Genomic DNA, 23,574 nt, shown 5'->3' with positions numbered 1-23,574 from the left:
TTAGCATCCGCGCGTGGGGTTATCGCTGGGAACGATCGCGCGCCGGGTCGTCGGCTTCGGCCGGCGGCAGTCCGCCAGTGCCACGGCGGCGTCGTTGGGCGTGTTGCTGCTGGTCGGCGCGGCGCTGGGCAACGGGATCGCCCGGACCGCCGTCGACGTCTCCGACGGGCTGACCTGGCTGGGTGACGACGAGCGCGGCGAGGTCGTGCAGGTCAACCCGAGCTCGGGCAAGCCGCAGACCCGGTTGCAGGTCAGCGGTGGCGACGCGCAGCTGGAGATCGCGCAGTCCGACGACAAGCTGATCGTCCTGGACCGCCGCACCGGCCAGATCACGGTGATCGACCTGGCGACCCTGCTGGCCAGCGGGCGACGCCAGGCGCCGGTCGGGCAGTCGCCCAAGGTGCTGATCGTCGACGACCGGATCTACGTGGTCGACCGCGACGCGGGCACCGTGCACAACGTCGACCCCGTGACCCTCGCCGACGTCGGGCAGCCGTGGCGGGTGGGCCGACCCCTGGCCGACGTCGTCGCCGACGACCGGGGTGTGGTGTGGGCCGTCGACCACGGCGGCAACCTGCACGCCCTGGAATGGGCCGAGGACACCGAGAAGTTCCGCGAGCTGTCCAACCGGGCCGTGGCCGGCGCGGGTCCGCGCACCGCCCTGGTGCCCCACGAGCGCGGTGTGACCCTGCTGGGCCTGGAGGGCGGCGTGGTCGTGCGCGACGGCACCGCCCGCGACCTGACCGCCAGCACCGACTCGCTGACCGGCGAGGTGCTGGCCGCCCAGACCAGCCCGGCCGGCCTGGTGCCCGCGTCCGTGCCCGACGCCGCCGCGGTCGTCCTGGTCACCGACGACGACGTGCGCCGCGTCGACATGACGCAGTACGGCTGCGCGCGCCCCGGCCGCCCCGCCGTGTTCCGCGACCGCGTCTACGTGCCGTGCCACGGCGCGGGCAAGGTCGTCGTGCTCGACCGCGACGGCAAGCGCGGCAGCCAGGACGTGCCCGCGCCCGGCAACGACCCGGAGCTGGTGTTCGACGACGGCAAGCTGTTCATCAACACCCCCGGCGCGGCCAACGGCGTCATCGTGGACACCGACGGCCACACCCGCGACGTGGTGATCCGCAGCCCCGAGCTGCCCGTGACCGACCCGGACCGCTCGCCGATCCCGAGCGTGCCCAGCCCGCCGCCGCCCAGGCCCGACCCGCCCACGCGCGACGACCGGCGCGGCGGCGGCTCCGACCCGACGACCACCACCACGGAACCGCCCGCCGTCACGACCACCCCGAGCGCCGGGGTGAAGGGCGTCGCGCCGGGCCGGCCGCCGGGTGTGACGGTGAACCAGGTGTCCAACGACGGCAGCACGGTCGTGGTCCGCGTGACGTGGGGCGCCGCGCCGGACAACGGCGAGGCGGTGTCCGGCTACTCGGTGACCGCGACCGGCGGGTTCTCCGGCGGCAGCAAGACCGCCCAGGTGGCCGGCACGTCGACCGAGCTGTCCCTGTCCTGCGCCGGCACGTTCTGCTCCAGCGGGCGGCTCGACGTGTCCGTGGTGGCCTACAACCGCCTGGGCGCGGGCGAAGCCTCCACCGCGACCTACACCGTGCGGGGGTCGGGCACCCTCGGCCCGACGAGCACGACCACGACCCAGCCGCAGCCCCAACCCCAGCCCGAGCCGACCACCACGACGACCCAGCCGCCCGCGCCGCAACCCCAGCCGCAGCCGACCACGACCACCACCCCGCCGCCGCCGAGCATGCCCACGGCCGGTGCGGTGGTCATCTCGGCAGTCGGCCTGAGCGGCGACACGTTCAGCCGGGTCGTCAACACCTCCCCGCCCGCCGACTGGGCCAACTTCAGCGGTTCGTGCGAGGTCGTCAACACGACCTACGACTACTCGGTGCCGATCCCGTGCAGTGGCGGGTCGGTCGAGATCTACGTGGACTACGGCTCGAACCGGCTCGTGGTGCGGGCGTCCGCCGGCGGGCAGTCGGTGGACTCCTACCCGCGCAGCGTGGCCGTGCGCGACCCGGAGACCGAGCCGTGCAGCGGCGGGCGGACCTGCCTGCCGCGTCGCGGTCCCTCGGCGGCGCCGATGGCCGGTGGCGGTCTCGCGCTGCTGGCGGCGGCGTGGCTGCTGGGTCTGCGCAACCGCCGACGCCCGGAAGGTGAAGCGACAGGCATGGGGAGCAAGTGACGACAACGGCGGTTCCGGCGGTCGGCGAGGACGAGATCGCGGCGTTCCGCGTGCTGCACGCACGGCTCGGTGACGCGGTGGAGACCGCGGTCCGGGGCAAGCGGGACGTGGTGGACCTGGTCCTGGTCTCGCTGTTCGCGGGCGGCCACGTGCTGCTGGAGGACGTGCCCGGCACCGGCAAGACCACGCTGGCGCGTGCCGTCGCGGGCGCGCTGGGCGGGGTGTCGCGGCGCGTGCAGTTCACGCCCGACCTGCTGCCCTCCGACGTGACCGGCACGTCGGTCTACGACCCGCAGACCGGGCAGGTGAAGTTCCGCCCCGGCCCGGTGTTCGCCAACATCGTGCTGGCCGACGAGATCAACCGCGCCGCCGCCAAGACCCAGTCCGCGCTGCTGGAGGTCATGGAGGAGCGGACGGTCACCGTGGACGGCGTGGCGCACGCGGTGCCCGCGCCCTTCCTGGTCGTGGCCACGCAGAACCCGATCGACCTCGACGGCACCTACCGGCTGCCCGAGGCGCAGCTGGACCGGTTCATGCTGCGCACCTCCATCGGCTACCCGTCGCCCGAGCACGAGTTGGACGTGCTGCGACCGGGCAGCGGGGCCGGGTTCGTCGGCGCGGTGCCCACGGTGTCCAACCCGCACGTCGTGGCCGAGTACGGCCGCCGGTTGCAGACCCTGCACGTGGCCGACCCGATCCTGCGCTACATCGGCGAGCTGGGCGCGGCGACGCGGGCCGACGACCGGTTGCGGCTGGGCGCGAGCACCCGCGGGCTCAAGGCGTTGGTGCGGTGCGTGCAGGTCTACGCGGCCTCGCACGGACGGCACTTCGCGGTGCCCGGTGACGTGCAGGCGCTGGTGGTGCCCGTGCTGGCGCACCGCCTGGTGCTGACGCGGGAGGCGCAGCTGGCCGGGGTGACGACCGAGCAGGTGCTCCGGGACGTCGTCGCGGGTGTGGCGGTGCCCAGACCGTCGTCGCGATGAAGGGCGTGCGGCTGACCGGGCGCGGGCTGGGCGCGGTGGTGCTGGGCGCGCTGCTGGTGGTGCTGGGCCTGTGGTGGCGGTATCCCGGCGTGGTCGGCATGGGCGTGGCGCTGGTGGCGTTGGTGGTGGCGGGGGTTCTCAGCGTGTTGTCGCGGGCGCGGGTCCAGCCCCGCCGGACCGTGCGGCCCCGGACGGTGCAGCGGCTGGGCGCGTGCGCGGGCGTGGTCGAGCTGACCGGCACCAGCAAGCGGTTCCCGGTGCTGTTCGACGCCTTCGACCAGGTGGCCGGGGACGTGGTGCCGGTGGACATCCCGGTGCTGCGGGCGGGGCAGACGGTCAAGGTCGAGTACCCGATCCCCACGCACACCCGAGGTCTGCTCCCGGTGGGGCCGTTGACGTTGAACCGGCGCGGCCTGGCCGGGCTGGCGGTGGCCCGGACCGTCCTCGGTGACGTGGTGGAGGTGCGGGTCGTGCCGCGCGTGCTGCCGGTGCGCGGCCTGCCCGGCGGGGTGCGGCGCGGGCACGTCGGCGCGGACGAGCGGGTCGAGCGCGGCGGCACGGACCTGGTGGGGCTGCGCGAGTACGTGCCCGGCGACGACCTGCGCCGCCTGCACTGGGCCACCTCAGCCCGCACCGGCACGCTCATGGTCCGCGAGGACGCCGACCCGGCCCGGCCGCACCTGGCGGTGCTGCTGGACGACCACGCCGGCGGCTACCCCGATGCCGCGCGGTTCGAGGACGCCGTCGAGGTGGCCGCCTCCCTGGTGACGGTCGCGGTCGCGGAGGGGCACCCCGTGCGGCTGCTGACGTCGTCGGGCGCGGTGGACGTCGAGGTCGCCGCCGGGGACGCCGACGCGTCCGCGGCGCTGGCCGTGCTGGCGGAGCTGAAGGCCGGGCCGGCGGGTGCGGCCTCGGTGCCGATCCGGGACCTCGACGTGGTGGCCGTGGTGTGCGGGGAGGCGTCCGACCTGTCGGCGTTGACGCTGGAGGCGTCGCGGGCGTCGGTGGGCGTGGTGCTGGCGGTCGACCCGGACGCCGGGATCTCCTCGTCCGGCGGCGTCCTGGTGCTGCGCGCGCCGGACGCCGAGTCGTTGCTGTCCGCGTGGGGCACGGCGGTGGCGCGGTGATCGCGCGGGTGAGCTGGGCGGCGTTGCTGCTCGTCGTGGCGGCGGTCCACCTCGGGTCGGGGTGGCAGGGCTGGGTGCCCGCGCTGGTGTTCTCCGGCGCGGTGGCGGCGGGGTTCGCGTGCGTGCCGCTGGTGCGGTGGCGGCGGGTGCCGTCCGGGCTGACGTTGCTGTGCCTGGTGGCGTTCGCGCTGACCGGCGCGTACTGGGTGGTCCGCGACACCGCCGAGACCGGCGACCCGGTCACCGCGCTGCTGGACCTCGTGCCGCGCCTGCTCACCGCGGCCCGGCCCGCCCCGGCGACGCCGGAGCTGCTGGTGCCGGGCGTGCTGCTGGTGTTCGGGGTCGCGCTGGCGGTCGCCGTGTCCGTGACGGGCCGGTCGTTGCTGGGACCGGCGGTCGGCGTGGCGGTGCTCTACACGTGCACCGCTTTGCTGACCGCGGGGAAGGCCGACCGGTACGGGCTGGTGGCGCTGGTGCTGGTGGCGTTGCTGGTGGCGGGGTGGCTGCTGGTCGACCGGCTGGAGTCGCGGGGCCGGGTGCTGACCGCGCTGCCGCTCGTGCCGGTCGCGGTGGTGGCGCTGCTGGCGTTCGCCGTGCCGTCCACCGGGGCGTTCGAGCCGCGCGAGCTGGTCGAGCCGCCGGTGACCGACCTCGGGGTGTCGAACCCGTTGCCGCAGTTGGCTTCCTGGGCGAACCTCGGGCCGGTCGAGCTGTTCCGGGTGCGCGGTCCGGAGCGGGCGATCCGGCTGGCGGCGCTGTCGGACTACTCCGGTGCGGCGTGGCGGGCGGCGTCGCTGTACGGGCCGATCGGGGCCGTGGCCGCGCCGGACCTGCCGCCCGGCGCACGCACGGCGGAGGCCGAGCTGGAGGTGACGGTCGGCGAGCTGACCGGCAGCTGGGTGCCGGCGGTCGGGCGGCCGACCGCGGTGACGCTGGACGGGGCGATGGTCGACCCGAACTCCGGGTCCCTGGTGCTGCCGGCCGAGCTGTCGCCCGGGTTGCGCTACCGGGTGCGCGGGGTCGTGGACACGCCGGAAGACGCCGACCTGGTGCGGGCCGGCGTGCCGGCGGGGGAGCGGGCGCGGAAGTACCTGGCGTTGCCGGGGTTGCCGTTCTCGCTGGCCGATTACGCGCGGCAGATCGTGCAGAACGCGCGGACGCCGTTCGAGAAGGCCGTGGCCCTCGAGCAGGTGGTCAAGATCGGGCGGGTGCCCGACGCCGCCGCGCCCGTGGGGTCCTCCTACGCGCGACTGGAGCGGTTCCTGTTCGGGACGGCCGGGGAGCCGGGTGCCGGGGCGGGGACGGCGGAGCAGTTCGCGTCGGCGTTCGCGGTGCTGGGGCGCGCGGTCGGGTTGCCCACGCGGGTGGTGGTCGGGTTCCAGCCCGTGGGTGGTGACGAGGAGCGGGTGGTGCGGGGCAGCGACGCCACCGCGTGGCCCGAGGTGTACTTCGAGGGGTGGGGCTGGGTGCCCTTCGACCCCTTGGCGGGGACGTCGTCCGGTGGGTCGAGCGCGGCGGCGAAGCGCGAGGTGCTGGACCGCTTGGCGTCCATCACGGCGACCCCGACCACCACGGCGTTGTCGGCCCCGCCGCCTTTCGTGCCCTCGGCTGCTCAACCGCAGTCGCAGGCCGGACCGGTGGAGTCCCGCCGGTGGATCGGGTGGGTGGTGCTGGGCGGGGTTCCGGTGCTGATCTTGGTGGTGCTGGTCGCCGCGCGGACGGGGCGTCGGGTGCGGCTGAAGCGGGCCGGGGCCGGTGGGGCTTGGGACCACGTGCTGGACGCGCTCGTGCTGGCCGGCGATCCACCACCGCGCGACCGGACCGCCCCGGCGATCGCCCGCACGTTGTCGCCGCCCGCGATCCGGTTGGCGGAGTTGGCGGACCACTCGGCCTTCGCACCAACCCCCGGGCGTTCCGGTCCCGAGGCTTGGCGCTTGGCCAGGAGCGTCACCGCAGCCTTGAGACGGAAGACGCCGTGGCTGCGCCGATTGCTGTGGGCCGTCGACCCACGCCCGCTCTGGCGGCGTTGACGGGTCCGGCGGGGTCAGCCGTTGCGGACCGCGCAACTGCGGTCGGAGGAGCCCCGTTGGCTGGTCGAGTCCTCCAGACCGATCGCGACCACCTTGAAGCAGTACTGCTCGGCTTTCGGGTCGAGGCCTTCGACGGTGAACTGGGTGTTGCCCGCCGCGATGTTGCCCACCCCGCGCGGAGTGGCGCCGGTGACGTCGAAGACCACGAACTGGGCCTTGCCACCGCTCGGGTCGGTCCAGTGCACGGTGATGCTGGAACCCTTGTCCTCCAACCGCTTCAGCGTCGGGGTGAAGCGAGGATCGGCGGACGGTTCCGCTGCCGACGTGGTGGTGGCGGTGGTGGTGGTCGTCGTGGTGGTGGTCGCGGCGGCCTGGCCGGATGAGCGGTTCTGGGTGCTCAGGTAGACACCGCCGCCCACACCGACCGCCAGGACCGCCGCGCCGACGAGCACGCGTGGCCACACCTTCCGGGACCGCTCCGGGATCGGGCGGTCCGGCGGGAGGGTCACCAGCGGGGGCGCGGGCGGTGGGACCGGGGGTCGGTGGGTGGAGTGGCGGACGGTCAGGTCGGCCAGGTCCTCGGTCCACGTGCGGACCGGGGGTTCGGCCGGGGGCGGTTCGGGGGAAGGCTCCGGGGTGTCGGGCACGGTGGGGCTGGGGCCGAAGTCCGGGATCGTCGTCGGGCCTTCGGGGTAGTGGCGCGGCACGTCCCGGCGCACGGCGGCGGTGTGGTCCGGGTCCACTGTGGACTGCGGTGCCCAGGTCGGGACCGCGGCCAGCGCGGCACGCAGGGACGCGGCGTCGGGGAAGCGGTCCTCGCGCGACTTGCGCAGGCAGCGCAGGATGATCGCGACCAGCTCCGGCGGCACGTCCCGGCGCAGCAGCGACCTCGGCGGCGAGGACTGGACCCGGCCCAGGTAGGCCAGCATGGTGTCCTGCTCGGGGGTCGCCGACGCGAACGGCGGCTGCCCGTCGAGCAGGGTGAACAGCGTCGAGCCCAACGACCACAGGTCGTCCGCGGCGGCCGGCGGGTGACCCTCGACCATCTGCGGCGCGGCGTGGCGGTAGCTCACCATCTGCAACGACGCCGAGTGCCCCGCGTCCGCGCCGCGCGCGATCCCGAAGTCGGCCAGCACGTAGGAGGTGGGCAGCACCAGGATGTTCTGCGGCTTGACGTCCCGGTGCAGGATCCCCTGCCCGTGCGCGAACGCCAACGCGTCCGCCACCGCGATCCCCGCCGCGACCACCTCGGCCACCGGCAACGGCCCGTGCTCGGCCAGCCGGTCGTGCAGGGAGCCCAGGTCGTAGTACTCCATCACGATGCACGGCCGACCCGCGATGTCCCCGGTGTCCAGCACGGTCACGATGTGCGGGTGCTGGCGGCCCAGCCGAACGGTGATCTCCAGCTCCCGCTGGAACCGCGCGACCGTGGCCGGATCGGTGACGTCGAGCACCTTGACCGCCACGTCCCGGCCCAGCCCGTCCTGGCGAGCCCGGTACACCGTGCCCTCGCCCCCGTGCGCGACCAGCCGGAAGTCGCTGTAGCCGGGCAGGCTCACCGCGGCGGATGCGGTCGCAGTCGGTTCGGGCGCCCAGGCGCTCAGGTCGTCGGACGGATCCACTCCCGAATCCTATCCTCGGACTCTTCGCTTCTCGGTGACGCTTCGCTGTCTTGGACGCGCTGCGCGCTCTCAAGCTGGACGCGCTGCGCGCTCTCAAGCTGGACGCGCTGCGCGCTCTCAAGATCAAAAGCAAGCGCTCGCCGCGCGGCAGGCCCCCGGAGGGGAAGGGCGTCGGTCTTCCTCCGCACGGCCTGCCGGAGGCAACCACACTTGGCCCGTTTGAGCAACCGGAAAAGCTGGTTGCACAAACGGACCAAGCGTGGTTGGGCTGCGCCCAGGCCGTACGGAGGAAGACCGAGGCCCTTCCTGTGGGCTCGGCAGCCCGGCGAACTGCAACCCGCGCTCCGCGCGGAGCCATGCGACCCGCTCCACCGGCCGCTCCGCCACCACCACCTCGCCCACCGGCCGCGCCGCTCCGCCGCCACCACCTTGCCCACCGGCCGCACCGCTCCGCCGGTCTTGTGCCGAAGCCGCGCGCCCGAAGGGCGGAATGCTTTTCGCGCGGAGCGCGAGTCCGGGCTGCTGAGCCCACAGGAAGGGCCTCGGTTTCTTTCCCCGTCCGGCCTGGGCGCAGCCCAACCGCGCTTGGCCCGTTTGTGCAACCAGCTTTTCCGGTTGCTCAAACGGGCCAAGTGTGGTTGCCTCCGGCAGGTCGGACGGGGAAAGAAACCGACGCCCTTCCTCCCCGGGGGCCTGCCGCGCGGCGAGCGCTTGCTTTTGATCTTGAGAGCGCGGAGCGCGTTCGGCTTGAGAGCGCGCAGCGCGTCCCGGAGAAGCGAAGCGCCAAGAGAGCAACCGACACCTCCAAATGGGGGTGGCAGAGCACTTCGGTCGTGCGCACGCTGGGAAGATGAGCTTCCGCGACGCCCGTGACTTCCTGCTCGCCCACGCGACCGACTACGACGCGGCCCGCGCGGGCTTCCGCTGGCCCGAGCTCGACGAGTTCAACTGGGCGCTGGACTGGTTCGACGTGATCGCCCGGGACAACGACCGGACCGCGTTGTGGATCGTGGAGGAGGACGGGAGCGAGGGGCGCTGGTCCTTCGCCGACCTCTCCCGGCGGTCGAACCAGGTCGCGAACTGGCTGCGCGCGCAGGGCGTCCGGCGTGGTGACCGCGTGATCCTGATGCTCGGCAACCAGGTCGAGCTGTGGGAGACGTTGCTGGCCGCGATGAAGCTCGGCGCGGTCGTCATCCCGGCCACCACGCTGCTCGCGCCCGCCGACCTGCGGGACCGGGTCGAGCGCGGCGGTGCGCGGCACGTCGTGGTCGGGGCCAAAGACGCCGGCAAGTTCGACGACGTACCGGGGGACTACACGCGCATCAGCGTGGGCGAAAAACGGCAGGGGTGGCTGGAGTACGCCGAGACCGAACACGCGTCCGAGGAATTCGCGCCCGACGGGGTCACGCGGGCGGACGACACGCTCCTGCTCTACTTCACCTCCGGCACCACGGCTCGTCCGAAACTCGTGGAGCACACGCACGTCTCCTACCCGGTCGGCCACCTGTCGACCATGTACTGGATCGGCCTGGAACCCGGTGACGTGCACCTGAACATCTCCTCGCCGGGCTGGGCGAAACACGCCTGGAGCAACGTGTTCGCGCCCTGGAACGCCGAGGCCACCGTGTTCGTCTTCAACTACTCGCGCTTCGACCCCTCCCGGCTGATGTCCGAAATGGACCGTTGCGGGGTGACGAGCTTCTGCGCGCCGCCCACGGTGTGGCGGATGCTGATCCAGGCCGACCTGACGGCGCTCAAGACGCCGCCGCGCAAGGTGGTCGGCGCGGGGGAGCCGCTCAACCCCGAGGTGATCGACCAGGTGCGGGCCGCGTGGGGTGTGACGATCCGGGACGGGTTCGGGCAGACCGAGACGACCGTGCAGATCGCCAACACGCCCGGTCAGGCGGTGAAGCCGGGTTCGATGGGCCGCCCGGTGCCCGGCTACCCCGTGGTGCTGGTCGACCCGGTCACCGGGCAGCCGGGCACCGGGCGGCCGGGCACCGAGGGGGAGATCTGCCTGGACCTGCGCGACCGGCCGCTGGGCCTCATGGTCGGCTACCACGGCGACCCCGAGCGCACCGCCGAGGTCATGCGGGACGGCTACTACCACACCGGGGACGTCGGCTCGGTGGACGAGGACGGCTACATCACCTACGTGGGCCGCACGGACGACGTGTTCAAAGCGTCCGACTACCGGATCTCGCCGTTCGAGTTGGAGAGCGTGCTGCTGGAGCACGAGGCGGTGGCCGAGGCGGCGGTGGTGCCGGCGCCGGACCCGGTGCGGCTCGCGGTGCCCAAGGCGTACGTGGTGCTCGCGGCCGGGTTCGCGGCGGACGAGGAGACGGCGTTCGCGATCCTGCGGCACGCCCGGGAGCACCTCGCCCCCTACAAGCGGGTGCGGCGGCTGGAGTTCGCCGACCTGCCGAAGACCATCTCGGGCAAGATCCGGCGGGTGGAGCTGCGCGCTCGGGAGAGCGGCGAGCGCGGGCCGGGGGAGTACCGCGACGAGGACTTCCCGGCGTTGCGCGGCTGACGTGGAAAAGTACGTTGTGAGGATCTGTTGATTGCTTTTTAGGACCACGAGCCGGTAGGTTCGGCGACGACGATCGTTCCGGCGTGCGCCTCCCGCCGGGGACCCCCAGACCCGTGGCGGGAGGCTCGCGGGCGGTGTCGGCCGGCCGACACCGCACAAGGAGCCGCGTGGATGGGCTGGTCCCGGCTCATCCGCGCGGTCTCCGACTTATCATGCGCGGATGCTCCGACGCACGTACGACGATCAGACCTGCTCGATCGCCCGAACGCTGGAAGTGGTGGGCGAGCGGTGGACGCTGTTGATCGTGCGCGACGCGGTGCGCGGGGTGACCCGGTTCGACGGGTTCCTGGCGTCGCTGGCCATCGCGCGCAACGTGCTCAGCGACCGGCTCGCGGGCCTGGTGCGGCACGGTGTCCTGGAGCGCGTCCCCTACCAGGAGCGCCCGCCCCGCCACGAGTACCGGCTGACCGCCAAGGGGCGCGAGCTCGTCCCGGCGCTGTTGGCGCTGATGGAGTGGGGCGACCGGCACCTGTGCGACGAGTCCGGCCCGCCCGTGGTGCCCGAGCACGCGGACTGCGGGGGTCGGGTGGACGTGCACCTGACGTGCCGCGGCTGCTCGGCCGAGGTCGTGCCCGCCGACGTGGTGCCGAAGGAGGAGTAGGCCGGGCGGTGGCTGGGGGACGGTGCCACCGCCCGGCCGGGCTCGTACGCCGGTCGCACGAGACGTGGAGGTGCCGGGCGGCGGCATTGGGGGTGCCCCCGCCCGGCGGTCCATCAGGCGCCGCAGGCCGCTCCGCCGAGGGTCACGCCGGAGGGCGTGCTCGCCGGGCCGTTGGCGGTGAAGCCCAGTGCGACCGACCCGCCCGCCGGCAGCGACGGGTTGTAGGTCGGGGCGGTGACGGTGACCGTCGTGCCGCTCTGGCTGAACGTGCCGTTCCAGCCGCTGGCGATGGTGACGCCGGACGGCAGGGTGAAGACCACCTTCCACGGGTTGACCGCGGACGAGCCGGTGTTGGTCACCGTCAGCGAGCCCTGGAAGCCGCCCTGCCACGCGTTGTCCTGCTTCCACGCCGCCTTGCACTGGCCGGGCGGGGGCGTGTCCGAGGACGTCGTGGTGGTCGTGGTGGTCGTGGTCGTGCCGCCGGTCGGCGGGATGAGGTAGGGCTGGAGGATCGACTGCTTGGCCTGGTTGACCGTGGTCCAGTCGTCGCCCACGATGCCGCCGGTGTCACCCGAGTTCGGGTTCCACGACCAGTAGGTGAAGGACATGCCGTTGACGCCGGTCCCGGTGTAGGCCATCAGGTTCTCCAGCCACACCTTGTCCTTCGGGTCGGCCAGCGTCGTGCCGAACTCGCCCATCATGATCGGGGCGGTGTTGTTCTTGTAGAGGTAGCCCCAGTACTTGTCCCAGATGGCGGGCATGTTGGCGGGGTAGTTCGGCGCGTCGAACCACGCCTGCCGGTAGACCGAGGTGGCGTACTCGTGCGGCGAGTAGACCAGCCGGTTGGGGACGTTGAGCCGCACCGGGTACTGGCCCGCCTTGGACAGGTTGCCGCCCCACCAGCCGCAGTCCTCGTCGTTGGACGGGTCGTTGTCCCAGACGTTGGACAGGCCACCGCTGGGGCAGCTCACGCCCTCGACGAAGATCAGCCAGTCCGGCTGCACCGACAGGATCGCGTTGCCCGCGCGCTCGGCGGCCAGCCGCCAGTCCCGCGCGGTGTCGCCGCAGCCCCAGCACGCGCCGGTCGCGGCGGGGTTGGTGCCCTCGGCGTGCGGCTCGTTGTGCAGGTCGGCGCCGATCACCGTGGTGTTGCCCGCGTACCGGCGGGCCAGCATCTTCCAGTCCTCGATCCAGGTGGACTCGGGCACGCCGGCGGTGTACCAGAGCGCGGTCTGCCCGGCGCTGGTCGGCCGGTGCCGGTCGAGGATGACCCGCATGCCCTTCTGGCCCGCGTAGCCGATCACCTTGTCCAGGATCTGCAGCGGGGACAGGCCGACCAGATCGGGGTTGACGTAGTCGTTGACGCCGGTGGCCTTGGCGTCGGCCTTGAGCGCGTCGTTGGAGAACGGGACGCGGAGGGTGTTGTAGCCGAGCTGGGCCATCTGGTCGAGCTGCTGCTTCCACGTCCGGCTGGACCACAGGCCGTGGAAGGTCTTGTTGTCGGTCTCCATGCCGAACCAGTTGATGCCGGTGAGGCGCACCGTGGCACCCGTGCTGTCCACGATCTTGCTGCCACTGGTGTGCAGGTACCCGGTGGCCGCGACGGCAGTGCCCTGCCCCGCCCCCACGGACACCACCACGCCCGCGGCGGCCACCGCCACCGCGACCAGGGCGCCCAAGACCGTTCTCCGATGCCGCATACCGCTCTCCTTTGAGCTACTAGTCTTCTGGGAGCGCTCCCAGACGGAGCGTAGTGCCGGCTTCGGCGCTGTCAAGGAGGGAACGGTTGGGCCGAACCGGTGACTAGCGGACGCCCCGGGGTCGGAACTGGATGCTGATGCGAGGGCCGACGGTCTTCGACGTCTTCGGGATCGCGTGCTCCCACGTGCGCTGGCAGGAGCCGCCCATGACGATCAGGTCGCCATGCCCCAATGCGTATCGAAGCGTTTCGCCGCCGCCGAGCGGGCGCAGGTGGAGGGCTCGCGGAGTGCCCACGGAAACGATCGCGACCATGGTGTCCTCGCGGCTGCCGCGGCCGATGGTGTCGCCGTGCCAGGCGACGCTGTCGCGGCCGTCCCGGTAGTAGCACAACCCCGCGGTGCGGAACGGTTCCTTCAGCTCACGGGCGTACCAGTGGCTCAGCGCGTCGCGGGCTTCGGTCAGCACCGGGTGGGGGAGGGTGGCGTTCTCCTCGTAGAAGCACAGCAGCCGGGGGACGTCCACCACACGCTCGTACATCTGCCGGCGTTCCGCTCGCCACGGCACCTCGGCGACCAGGTGCCGGAAGAGCTCGTCCGCACCCGTCAGCCAGCCCGGCAGGACGTCGACCCACGCGCCGTGCGCCAGCTCGGTGCGGCGGATGCCGGTCAGCGCGCGCAGGCCGATGGGCTCCGCGCCGGTGTCGAACAGGGAGACCTGCATGCGCGGAGCTTAATACCGGTCGAACGGGTGTTCGAGCCGAGGTTCTACTTTTGTTCGCTCACTGATCTCAGTGGGACAAAAGATCAGGCGTCCGGCTCGGGCTTGCGCCTGCGGCCACCGCTGCGGACGGGCTGGGACGCCTCGGCCTGGGCGGGCTCGGGCGTGGCCGGGCGGGCGGCGTCCTGGGTGGTCGGGTGGTCGGCGAGCAGGATGGCGGCCAGCTCGTCGTAGATCGGTGTGCTGCTCATGCGCGGTCCTTTACCCCTTTCAGGCGCAAGCTACACGCGCTTGCTCAAGGAGTTACGGCCAGGGTCGGCAAAAGGATCAATCGGCGTTCGGACGGGCGGCGCGCCGGGGTCGGTGCTTCCCTGGTCGGATGCGATACGACGACTTGACCGCTTTGTACGTCAACTGCACGTTGAAGCGGTCCTCGGAGCTCAGCCACACCGGTGCACTGGTCGCGCGCAGCGCGGCGATCATGGAGAAGCAGGGCGTCCGCGTCGACCACCTCCGGGCAGTCGACCACGACATCGCGACCGGCGTGTGGCCGGACATGACCGAGCACGGGTGGCCCAGCGACGAGTGGCCGGCGCTGTACGAGCGGGTGCTCGCGGCGGACATCCTGGTGATCGCCGGGCCGATCTGGCTGGGCGACAACAGCTCGGTGACCAAGCGGGTGATCGAGCGGCTGTACGCGTGTTCGAGCCTGCTCAACGACGTGGGCCAGTACGCCTACTACGGTCGGGTCGGCGGGTGCCTGATCACCGGCAACGAGGACGGCGTGAAGCACTGCGCGCAGAACGTCCTCTACAGCCTCCAGCACCTGGGGTACACGATCCCGCCGCAGGCCGACGCGGGCTGGATCGGCGAGGCGGGCCCGGGGCCGTCCTACGCCGACCCCGGTTCCGGCGGGCCGGAGAACGACTTCACCAACCGCAACACCACCTTCATGACGTGGAACCTGCTGCACCTGGCCCGGATGCTCAAGGACGCCGGCGGCATCCCGGCGCACGGCAACCAGCGGTCGGAGTGGGACGCGGGCTGCCGGTTCGACTTCGAGAACCCGGAGCACCGCTGAGTCCGGGCGGTGGTGGGGTTGGGCGGTGGTGGGGTTGGGCGGCGTGCGGGCAGTCCGCCGAGGGACACAACACAACCTGGGCTTCTTGCTTGTGTCATCCCCGTATGGCCCGTCCGAAGGGAGCCCGAAGGGCTACCACATTTTTGGTCGGGTGCAGCCGAGGTCGGCTTTGCCGGGTCATGCGGGGATGACACAAGCGAGAAGCCCCCGCCGTTGTAGTTGTGTCATCCTTGGCGGCTCGCCCGCCGGCGAGGCGCTTGTGATCTTGCGAGCGCGGAGCGCGTTCGAGCTTGCGAGCGCGGAGCGCGTTGCGGTGAGCCCCGCGAAGCGTGGACTTGAGCGCGAAAGCGCAGCTCCAAAGATCAAAGAGCCTCGCCGGCGGGCAGACCACCGATGGGGTGAAGGGCGTCGGTTCCCCCGCCGCATGGCCTGGCGGAGCCAACCACACTTCGGGTCGGGTGCCGCTAAAACTTTTTGCTCGTTCCTCGCAAAAACTTTCGGCTGCACCCGACCCGAAGTGCGGTAGCCCTTCGGGCAGGCCATACGGCGGGGGAACCGAGGCCCCGCTGTGGCTGGTAGCCAACACGCCGCGCGGAGCGCGGTGAAAAGGCGGCCGCTGTGCGGCGGGAAGCGACTTGCGCATTGCTCGTCCAGGTCGGGCACCGCTGAGGGGGCCGTCCACCCGGGACGGCCCCCTCGAACCGCCTCACGCCGGGGCCAGCCACACCACCCCGCTCGCGGGCAGGTCCAGCACGGCCGACGCGGGCTGCTCGTCGCACGCCTCGGCCGGGGCCAGCACCGACCCGTTGACCACGCCCTCGCCGCCGTACCCGACCGCGTCGGTGTTGAGCACCTCCCGCCACACGCCGGCACGGGGCAGCCCGAGCCGCAGGCCGCGCAGGGCCACGCCGGAGAAGTTCGCCACGCACACCACGACCGAGCCGTCCGCCCCGATGCGCTGGAAGGCGACGACGTTGAGCGCGGGGTCCGAGCGCAGCCAGGCGAACCCGGTGGGCGAGTGGTCGAGGGTGTGCAGGGCGGGGGTGGTGCGGTAGACCGCGTTGAGGTCGGCCACCAGCTGCTGGACGCCCCGGTGCAGCGGGTGGTCGGCGGGGAGGTGCCAGGGCAGTGAGGCGTCGGCGTCCCACTCCGTCGGCTGCCCGAACTCGCCGCCCATGAACAGCAGTTTCTTGCCGGGGTGGCTCCACTGGTGGGCCAGCAGCGCCCGGACGCCGGCGGCCTTGCGGCGGTCGTCGCCGGGCATGCGCTGCCACAGGGAGCCCTTGCCGTGCACGACTTCGTCGTGGGAGAGCGGCAGGACGTACCGCTCGCTCCACGCGTAGTCGATGGTGTGGGTGAGGCCGCCGTGGACGCCCACCCGGTGCACGGGGTCGTGCCGGAAGTACCGGAGGGTGTCGTGCATCCAGCCCATGTTCCACTTGAACCCGAAGCCGAGGCCGTCCGGCGCGGTGACGCCCGGCCAGGCGGTGGACTCCTCGGCGTACACGACCGCGCCGGGCACCCGCTCGCGGACCAGCGCGTTGAGCTCGCGCAGGAACCGCACGGCCTCCAGGTTCTCCCGACCGCCGAACTCGTTGGGCAGCCACTCGGTGCGGGAGTAGTCCAGGTAGAGCATGGAGGCGACGGCGTCGACGCGCAGCCCGTCCAGGTGGAACTCCTCCAGCCAGTACAGCGCGGAGGCGAGCAGGAAGTTGCGCACCTGGTCCCGGCCGAGGTCGAAGATCAGGGTGCCCCAGTCGGGGTGTTCGCCGCGTCGGGGGTCGGGGTGCTCGTACAGCGGGGTGCCGTCGAAGCGGGCCAACGCCCAGGCGTCGCGCGGGAAGTGGGCGGGGACCCAGTCCAGGATGACGCCGATGCCCAGGGAGTGCAGGTGGTCGATGAGGTACCGGAAGTCGTCGGGGGTGCCGAACCGCGCGGTGGGGGCGAAGTACGACGTGGTCTGGTAGCCCCACGAGCCGCCGAAGGGGTGTTCGGTGGCGGGCAGGAACTCCACGTGGGTGAAGCCCATGTCCTGCACGTAGTCGCCCAGTTCGACGGCCAGGTCCTGGTAGGACAGTCCCGCGCGCCACGACCCGAGGTGGACCTCGTAGATGCTGATCGGGGCCGACGTCGGGTCGGTGTCCGCGCGGCGGGCCAGCCAGCCGGAGTCCTGCCAGCGGTAGCGGCTCTCGGTGACGACCGAGGCGTTGGCCGGCGGGACCTCGGTGGCGAAGGCGAGCGGGTCGGCGTGCTCGTGCCAGGTGCCGTGCGCGTCCAGGACGCGGAACTTGTAGCGGCAGCCCGGCCGGACGCCGGGCACGAACACCTCCCACACGCCGCCGCCGAGGTGGCGCAGGGGAGTGGCGCGGCCGACCCAGTCGTCGAAGTCGCCCGCGACCCGCACGCCGCGCGCGCCCGGTGCCCACACCGCGAACGCCACGCCGCCGGCGCGGGGGTGCGCGCCGAGCACCTCCCACAGCCGGGGGTGCTCGCCGCGCGCGATCAGCGAGACGTCCTGGTCGGACAGGGTGGGCGGGTAGCGGTAGGGGTCGTCGCGGACCACCCCGTCCACGTCGTACCGGTGGTCGTGGACCGGTCCGGGGACGACGCCGGCGAACAGGCCGTAGCCGACGTGGTCCAGCGGGTGGCGGGTGCCGTCGACCAGGACGTGCACGGTGGTGGCGCCGGGTTGCAGGGTGTGCACGACGGTGTCGGGGCCGGTGGGGTGCGCGCCGAGGACCGAGTGGGGGTCGGGGTGGTCGCCGACGAGGAGCCGGTCGGTGTCCTCCAGGGTGGTCATGCGGTCTCACCGCCCAGGATGCGGGTGATCGCGCCGAGCGGGATGCCGATCCAGTCGGGGCGGTGGGCGCGTTCGTAGGCGACCTCGTAGACGGCCTTGTCCAGTTCCAGCGCGTGCAGCAGCACGGGCTGGTCGCGGGGGTCGTCCAGGACGGCGGCGTAGCCGGCGCAGAACGCTTCGCGCAGCGCCGAGGCCCACTTCGGGTCGGGCTCGCCGTGGTGGGCGGCGTAGTCGAAGGACCGCAGCATGGTGGCGACGTCCTGGAGGGCGTGCCGGGGCGCGTTGCGCTCCTCCAGGGGCCGGCCGGGTTCGCCCTCGAAGTCGATGAGGGTCCAGCGGCCGTTGGTGTGCAGGGCTTGGCCCAGGTGCAGGTCGCCGTGCACGCGTTGCAGGACGAACGGTCCGCGCAGGGTGCGCAGCCGGTCGTAGGCGGCCCGGATGGCGGGTTCGTGGTCGGCCAGTTCGGGGACGCCCAGGGCGGTCAGCCGCCGGTGCAGGTGGTCGGCGGTGTCGTTCAGGTCGCTGACCGCGGGGTTGCGCGCGCCGAACGCGCGGGCCAGGGCGGCGTGCACGCGGGCGACGCTGCGGCCCAGTGCGGCGGCCTCGGGCACGAAGGCGTCCCGGTCGCCGGTGGTGGCCAGGGTCCAGCCGTCGTGGCAGCCGGGCAGGTACTCCTGGAGCACCCCCAGCACGGTGGGCACCCCGTCGAGGTGGGCGCTGACGACGCCCTGGAGGCGCGCCACGTGCTGCGCGCCCACGTCGTGCAGGGCGCGGTGCAGGTCCACGTCGGGGTGCGGGCCGGGCAGGATCCGGCGGTACAGCTTGAGGATGTGCCGGTCGCCGAAGACCAGGGAGGTGTTGCTCTGCTCGACGGCGACCACGCGGGCGGGCAGGCCGTGCACGACGTGCGCGCCGGGCTCGGGGTCGAACGCGGGCCCGGGGCCGCCCGCCCGGTCGCGCAGCGCGCCGAGCAGGCGGGACATCAGCTCGCCGTCGTGGGTGGCCGCGTACACCGCGCCTTCGGGGGTGTCGCAGATCCACGCGTGCGCCAGGTCGTCGGGCAGGGTCGCGCGGCGGCCCAGCAGGAGCTGGTAGCGCTCCCCGTCGACCTGGACGAGCAGGTGCAGCAGGGCCGGGTCGCCGTGGACCAGCGTGGTGGCGCGCTCGACGCGGACCTCGCCGACGTCGGTGCCCGCGTACCAGCGCTGCCCGACCAGCCACTGGGCCAGGGCGGTGCCGAGGGTGTCGACCGCGGTGTTCATGACGCCTCCAGGCGGAACCAGTAGAAGCCGTGGCCGGGCAGGGTGAGCTGGTAGCGCTCGGCGGTGACGCGGGGGAAGCGCGCGCCGCCGGTCAGCTCGACCGGGACCAGGCCGTCGAGGCCGCGCAGCTTGATCTCGACCGGCTGCGGGTGGGAGGAGAAGTTGAAGACGCACAGCAGGGTGGTGTCGCCGTGCTCGCGCAGGTAGGCGAAGGCGGCGGTGTTGTCCACGTCCACCTCGCGGAACCCGCCGAGCCCGAAGGCCTCCTCCTGGCGGCGCACGGCGAGCAGGTCGCGGGTCCAGTGCAGCAGCGAGGCGCTGTGGGAGCGCTGGGCCTCGACGTTGACCGCCTGGTAGCCGTAGACGGCGTCGCTGACCACGGGCAGGCACAGCTTACCGGGGTCGGCGGTGGAGAACCCGGCGTTGCGGTCGGGGGTCCACTGCATGGGGGTGCGGACGCCGTCGCGGTCCTTGAGCCAGATGTTGTCGCCCATGCCGATCTCGTCGCCGTAGTACAGGACGGGCGAGCCGGGCAAGGACAGCAGCAGCGCGGTGAGCAGTTCGTGCTGCCCGCGGTCGTTGTCCAGCAACGGGGCCAGGCGGCGGCGGATGCCGACGTTGGCCTTCATCCGCGGGTCGGGCGCGTACTCGGCGTACATGAAGTCGCGTTCTTCGTCGCTGACCATCTCCAGGGTCAGCTCGTCGTGGTTGCGCAGGAAGATGCCCCACTGGGCGTTGGTCGGGATGTCCGGCGTGCGGGCCAGGATCTCCGACACCGGCAGCGCGGACTCCTTGCGCAGGGCCATGAACAGCCGGGGCATGAGCGGGAAGTGGAAGGCCATGTGGCACTCGTCGCCGCCGACCTCGGGGTCGCCGAAGTAGTGCGCCACGTCCGCCGGCCACTGGTTGGCCTCGGCGAGCAGGACCCGGCCGGGGTACTCGTCGTCCACGACCTTGCGGATCAGCTTGAGGAACTCGTGCGTCTCGGGCAGGTTCTCGCAGTTGGTGCCGTCGCGCTCGAACAGGTAGGGCACGGCGTCCAGGCGGAACCCGTCGATGCCCAGGTCCAGCCAGAACCGCAGCACGTCCAGCATCGCCTGCTGCACGGCCGGGTTGTCGTAGTTCAGGTCGGGCTGGTGGGAGAAGAAGCGGTGCCAGTAGAACTGGCCGCGCTCGGGGTCGAAGGTCCAGTTGGACTTCTCGGTGTCGACGAAGATGATCCGGGTCTCGTCGTAGCGCTCGTCGGTGTCGCTCCACACGTAGAAGTCGCCGAACGGCCCGTTCGGGTCGCGCCGCGACTCCTGGAACCACGGGTGCTCCGACGAGGTGTGGTTCATGACCAGGTCGGTGATGACCTTCATGCCGCGGCGGTGCGCGGAGTCCAGCAGGCTCACGAAGTCGTGCAGGTCGCCGAACTCCGGGCGCACGGCGCGGAAGTCGCTGATGTCGTAGCCGCCGTCGTTCATCGGGGAGGCGTAGAAGGGCGGCAGCCACAGGCAGTCCACGCCCAGCCACTCGAGGTAGTCCAGTTTGGACTCCAGGCCCGCGAGGTCGCCGATCCCGTCGCCGTTGGCGTCGGCGAACGCGCTGACCAGCACCTCGTAGAACACCGAGCGCTTGAACCAGTCCGACATGGTCAGGCTCCTTCCGAGGGACGACGCGCGGGGCGGCCGACGTCGACGATGTGGGCCACGGCGGTGGCGGGGTCCAGCCGGACGTAGTTCTCGGCGCCCCAGCGCCAGGTCTGGCCGGTGACCTCGTCGTGGGCGGGGAAGCGGTCCTGGAGGCCGAGAGCGGCCAGGTCCAGGCGCAGGGTGCCTTCCTGCGGGGTGTGGGGGTCGAGCGTGACCACGCACACGACGGTGTCGCCGGTGGCGGGGTCGGTCTTGGAGTAGGCGATCAGGGCGTCGTTGTCGACGTCGTGGAAGGTCAGCTCGCGCAGCTGCCTGAGCGCCGGGTGGGCCCGGCGGATCGCGTTGAGCTTGGTCAGCCACGGTTCCAGCGAGCGGCCCTCGGCGCGGGCGCGCTCGAAGTCGCGGGGCCGCAGTTCGTACTTCTCCGAGTCCAGGAACTCCTCGCGGCCGGGCAGGGCCTCGTGCTCGTGCAGCTCGAAACCCGAGTACACGCCCCAGGTCGGGGACAGCGTGGCGGCCAGGGCGGCGCGGAGGGCGGACATCGCGGGCAGACCGAGTTGAAGGCTCGTCGGCAGGATGTCCGGGGTGGTGACGAACAGGTTGGGCCGCGACTCGTGGGCGTGGGCGGCGATCTCGCGCCCGAAGTCGGTGAGCTCGGACTTGGTGTCGCGCCAGGTGAAGTAGGTGTAGGACTGGTCGAAACCCAGGCGCGCCAACCCGTAGAGGCGGGCGGGCCGGGTGAACGCCTCGGCCAGGAACAGCACGTCCGGGTGCCGGCGCTTGACCTCCCAGACCAGCCAGTGCCAGAAGTCCGGCGGCTTGGTGTGCGGGTTGTCGACCCGGAAGATGCGCACCCCGTAGTCGATCCAGTGGGTGACCACGCGCAGGATCTCCGCGCGCAGGCCCTCGGGGTCGTTGTCGAAGTTGAGCGGGTAGATGTCCTGGTACTTCTTGGGCGGGTTCTCCGCGTAGGCGATCGTGCCGTCGGGGCGGGTGGTGAACCACTCGGGGTGCTCGGCCACCCACGGGTGGTCGGGCGCGCACTGCAACGCCAGGTCCAGCGCCACCTCCAGGCCGAGGTCGTGGGCGCGTTCGACGAAGTCCTTGAAGTCGACCAGGGTGCCCAGGTCGGGGTGGACGGCGTCGTGGCCGCCGTGCCGCGAGCCGATGGCCCACGGGGAGCCGACGTCGCCGGGCTCGGCGGTCAGGGTGTTGTTGCGGCCCTTGCGGTTGACCTCGCCGATGGGGTGGATGGGCGGCAGGTACACCACGTCGAACCCCATGGCCGCGATGCGGTCCAGGGACTCGGCGGCGGTGGCCAGCGTGCCGTGCACCGGGGTGCCCTCGGCGTCCCACCCGCCCGTGGAGCGCGGGAAGAACTCGTACCACGACCCGAACAGGGCGCGGTCGCGGTCCACCCACAGCTCGTGGGTCTCGCCCTTGGTGACCAGCTCGCGCAGCGGCCGTTCCCACAGGGCGCGCGCGATCGCGGGGGCCAGCGCGGGCGCCACCCGGCGGCCCGGCGGCAGGGACTCGTCGGCCAGCACCGCCGCCGCGTCCAGCAGCGCGTCCCGCTCCTCGCGGGGCCGCTTGAGCAGCGCCGCCCGGCGCAGCAACCACACGCCCGTGGCGAGGTCGTTGGCCAGCTCCTCGGGACCCTGGCCCGCCTCCAGCTTGGCGCGCACCGCGTGCTCCCAGGTGGACCACGGGTCGGACCAGGCGTCCACCCGGAACGTCCACGGGCCGGGCGCGTCGGGCACGATGGCGGCGGACCACCGGTCCGCGCCCGCGTCCACCAAGGCCAGGCGGGTCTGCCGGGGGCTCCGGTCGCCGGGGCCGCGCCACACGACGGTCGCACCCGCCGCGTCGTGCCCTTCCCGCCAGATCGCCGCCGTCACCGGTACGTGTTCGCCGACGACCGCTTTCGCGGGATAGCGCCCCGCGGCGACCACCGGCGTGACATCTTCGACATAGATTCGGCCGGACATTGCTGCCGTCCTTTCCGATGGGATCGAACAAAAGGATGCCGCACGCCTGACAAGGCGTTTTCCCGTGCTCGATCGGTTCGGAAAGTCCGCGACCAGCGGCTTTTGTCCCCAGCTACCCCGAGATGACGTAGTGTCGGGTGAAGGTGCTGGTAGGGGTTTCGCGTTAACTCCGCCGGCTACTGCACGGAGTGAGGCGGCAGGGCCGGTCGTTCCTTGTTGCCGGCAGCTGTGGCGGCGAAGCTTCTCCTCGGCAGGACAATTCACCACCCCTGCCGACCACCAGCCACGGAGAAACGATGACGAAGAAGATTCTGATCGTCCTCTCGGAATACGGCTACTGGGGCGAGGAACTGCTCGGTCCGGTGGCCACGTTCGACGAGCAGGGCTACCAGTCGGTCTTCGCGACGCCCACCGGCGCGCGGGCCCGCGCCCTGCCGCCCAGCCTCGACCCCGGTTACATCGACCCGCCCCTGGGCCGGTCGGTGACCACGCCGGAGGTCGCGGTGGCGGCCAAGGAGCTGGACGAGTCGTCCCGCCTGGACAACCCGATCAGCCTCGCCGAGTGGATCCCGGACCGGCCGTACTTCAGCGAGCCGGACTACCTGCGCAAGATCGAGGCCTACAACCGCGAACTGTCCAACCTGGACGAGGACATCAAGCAGTTCGACGCGCTGGTCATCGTCGGCGGCTCGGGCCCGATCGTGGACCTGGCCAACAACGAGCGCCTGCACGAGCTGATCCTGGCGTTCCTGCGCGCGGACAAGCCCATCGTCGGCGAGTGCTACGGCGTCGCCCCGCTGGCCTTCGCCCGCGACTGGGAGGACCGCAAGTCCATCATCTGGGGCAAGCACGTCACCGGTCACTGCAAGGAGTACGACTACAAGGACGGCACCGGCTTCATCGGCGTGGACTTCAACATGGGCCCGCCGCCGTACCCGCTGGAGTACATCCTGCGCGACGCCACCGGCCCCGACGGCCAGTACCACGGCAACGTCGGCAAGGAGGTCTCGGTGATCGTGGACTACCCGTTCATCACCGCCCGCTCCACGCCGGACTCGTTCCCGGCGGGGGAGAAGCTCGTCGAGGTCCTGGAGTCGGGCCTGCGCCGGTTCGGCTTCTAGGACGCTTCCAGGAGGCCGAGCCGGAGGGGTTCGGGCTCGGGGCTCGGGCACAGGGCGCGGGTGCGTGCTCGGGCGAAGGTGGGGTCCCCGGCCGGGGTGGAGTGCCCCGGCCGGGGT

Annotated in this window: 16 protein-coding genes; 8 read left to right on the top strand and 8 right to left on the bottom strand. The window is 72.3% G+C overall.

Annotated features, from left to right (window positions below):
- Positions 1-13: 13 nt before the first annotated feature.
- Genes DFJ66_RS07000 through DFJ66_RS06985 form a run of 4 tightly spaced genes read left to right on the top strand, consistent with a single transcriptional unit; the run spans position 14 to position 6,337 of the window.
- A complete protein-coding gene (locus DFJ66_RS07000) occupies positions 14-2,197 on the top strand; it encodes a fibronectin type III domain-containing protein (protein WP_121219076.1) in 2,184 nt (727 codons plus the stop codon).
- Positions 2,194-3,180 carry an AAA family ATPase gene (locus tag DFJ66_RS06995; protein WP_121219074.1) on the top strand — a complete coding sequence of 329 codons (987 nt, stop codon included), beginning with the start codon at positions 2,194-2,196 and terminating at the stop codon, positions 3,178-3,180. Before DFJ66_RS07000 ends, DFJ66_RS06995 begins: the two co-directional genes overlap by 4 nt.
- Positions 3,177-4,307 carry a DUF58 domain-containing protein gene (locus DFJ66_RS06990; RefSeq protein ID WP_246029615.1) on the top strand — a complete coding sequence of 377 codons (1,131 nt, stop codon included), beginning with the start codon at positions 3,177-3,179 and terminating at the stop codon, positions 4,305-4,307. Before DFJ66_RS06995 ends, DFJ66_RS06990 begins: the two co-directional genes overlap by 4 nt.
- Positions 4,304-6,337, top strand: a complete 2,034-nt coding sequence (locus DFJ66_RS06985) for a transglutaminase domain-containing protein (RefSeq protein ID WP_147459184.1) — start codon at positions 4,304-4,306, stop codon at positions 6,335-6,337. Before DFJ66_RS06990 ends, DFJ66_RS06985 begins: the two co-directional genes overlap by 4 nt.
- A 14-nt stretch (positions 6,338-6,351) precedes the next feature.
- On the opposite strand, the gene DFJ66_RS06980 is transcribed toward DFJ66_RS06985, so the two are convergent.
- A complete protein-coding gene (locus tag DFJ66_RS06980) occupies positions 6,352-7,959 on the bottom strand; it encodes a serine/threonine-protein kinase (RefSeq protein WP_121219070.1) in 1,608 nt (535 codons plus the stop codon).
- 850 nt (positions 7,960-8,809) lie between these two features.
- On the opposite strand from DFJ66_RS06980, the gene DFJ66_RS06970 reads away from it, so the two are divergent.
- Both DFJ66_RS06970 and DFJ66_RS06965 read left to right on the top strand, forming a co-directional pair.
- Positions 8,810-10,492 carry an AMP-binding protein gene (locus DFJ66_RS06970; protein WP_121219065.1) on the top strand — a complete coding sequence of 561 codons (1,683 nt, stop codon included), beginning with the start codon at positions 8,810-8,812 and terminating at the stop codon, positions 10,490-10,492.
- 220 nt (positions 10,493-10,712) lie between these two features.
- A complete protein-coding gene (locus DFJ66_RS06965; RefSeq protein WP_121219063.1) occupies positions 10,713-11,153 on the top strand; it encodes a winged helix-turn-helix transcriptional regulator in 441 nt (146 codons plus the stop codon).
- A 113-nt stretch (positions 11,154-11,266) separates the two neighbouring features.
- On the opposite strand, the gene DFJ66_RS06960 is transcribed toward DFJ66_RS06965, so the two are convergent.
- The 3 genes from DFJ66_RS06960 to DFJ66_RS42525 all read right to left on the bottom strand — a co-directional run bounded on the left by DFJ66_RS06960 (position 11,267) and on the right by DFJ66_RS42525 (position 13,822).
- Positions 11,267-12,853 (bottom strand): cellulase family glycosylhydrolase, encoded by a 1,587-nt coding sequence (locus tag DFJ66_RS06960; protein WP_121219061.1) that lies wholly within the window; start codon positions 12,851-12,853, stop codon positions 11,267-11,269.
- 103 nt (positions 12,854-12,956) lie between these two features.
- Positions 12,957-13,574: an alpha-ketoglutarate-dependent dioxygenase AlkB gene (locus DFJ66_RS06955; protein ID WP_121219059.1), complete on the bottom strand. Its 618-nt coding sequence runs from the start codon at positions 13,572-13,574 to the stop codon at positions 12,957-12,959.
- Between the two features lie 83 nt (positions 13,575-13,657).
- Positions 13,658-13,822 (bottom strand): hypothetical protein, encoded by a 165-nt coding sequence (locus tag DFJ66_RS42525; RefSeq protein WP_170199174.1) that lies wholly within the window; start codon positions 13,820-13,822, stop codon positions 13,658-13,660.
- Positions 13,823-13,950: 128 nt separating this feature from the next.
- Between DFJ66_RS42525 and DFJ66_RS06950 the strand changes: the two genes are divergently transcribed.
- Positions 13,951-14,652, top strand: a complete 702-nt coding sequence (locus DFJ66_RS06950; RefSeq protein WP_121219057.1) for a flavodoxin family protein — start codon at positions 13,951-13,953, stop codon at positions 14,650-14,652.
- 706 nt (positions 14,653-15,358) lie between these two features.
- Here DFJ66_RS06950 and glgB read toward each other — a convergent pair.
- From glgB to DFJ66_RS06930, 4 genes are read right to left on the bottom strand one after another with little or no spacing between them, the layout of a single operon-like run.
- The gene (gene glgB / locus DFJ66_RS06945) at positions 15,359-17,452 is read right to left on the bottom strand and encodes a 1,4-alpha-glucan branching protein GlgB (protein WP_121219055.1); all 2,094 of its coding nucleotides are present in this window, start codon (positions 17,450-17,452) and stop codon (positions 15,359-15,361) included.
- Positions 17,449-18,714, bottom strand: a complete 1,266-nt coding sequence (locus DFJ66_RS06940; RefSeq protein WP_121219053.1) for a maltokinase N-terminal cap-like domain-containing protein — start codon at positions 18,712-18,714, stop codon at positions 17,449-17,451. The genes glgB and DFJ66_RS06940 overlap by 4 nt, the downstream gene beginning before the upstream one ends.
- Positions 18,711-20,348, bottom strand: coding sequence for a maltose alpha-D-glucosyltransferase (gene treS, locus DFJ66_RS06935; RefSeq protein ID WP_121219051.1), 1,638 nt, complete (start codon positions 20,346-20,348; stop codon positions 18,711-18,713). The genes DFJ66_RS06940 and treS overlap by 4 nt, the downstream gene beginning before the upstream one ends.
- Before the next feature lie 2 nt (positions 20,349-20,350).
- Entirely contained in the window at positions 20,351-22,336 is a 1,986-nt protein-coding gene (locus DFJ66_RS06930; RefSeq protein WP_121219049.1) for a maltotransferase domain-containing protein, read from the bottom strand.
- A 296-nt stretch (positions 22,337-22,632) separates the two neighbouring features.
- Between DFJ66_RS06930 and DFJ66_RS06925 the strand changes: the two genes are divergently transcribed.
- Positions 22,633-23,457: a type 1 glutamine amidotransferase domain-containing protein gene (locus DFJ66_RS06925; RefSeq protein WP_121219047.1), complete on the top strand. Its 825-nt coding sequence runs from the start codon at positions 22,633-22,635 to the stop codon at positions 23,455-23,457.
- Positions 23,458-23,574 lie beyond the last annotated feature (117 nt).

The organism is Saccharothrix variisporea (genome assembly GCF_003634995.1).
GTDB lineage: Bacteria > Actinomycetota > Actinomycetes > Mycobacteriales > Pseudonocardiaceae > Actinosynnema > Actinosynnema variisporeum.
Note: the sequence above shows the minus strand (reverse complement) of the source record. Positions and strands in the feature narration are given on the sequence as shown.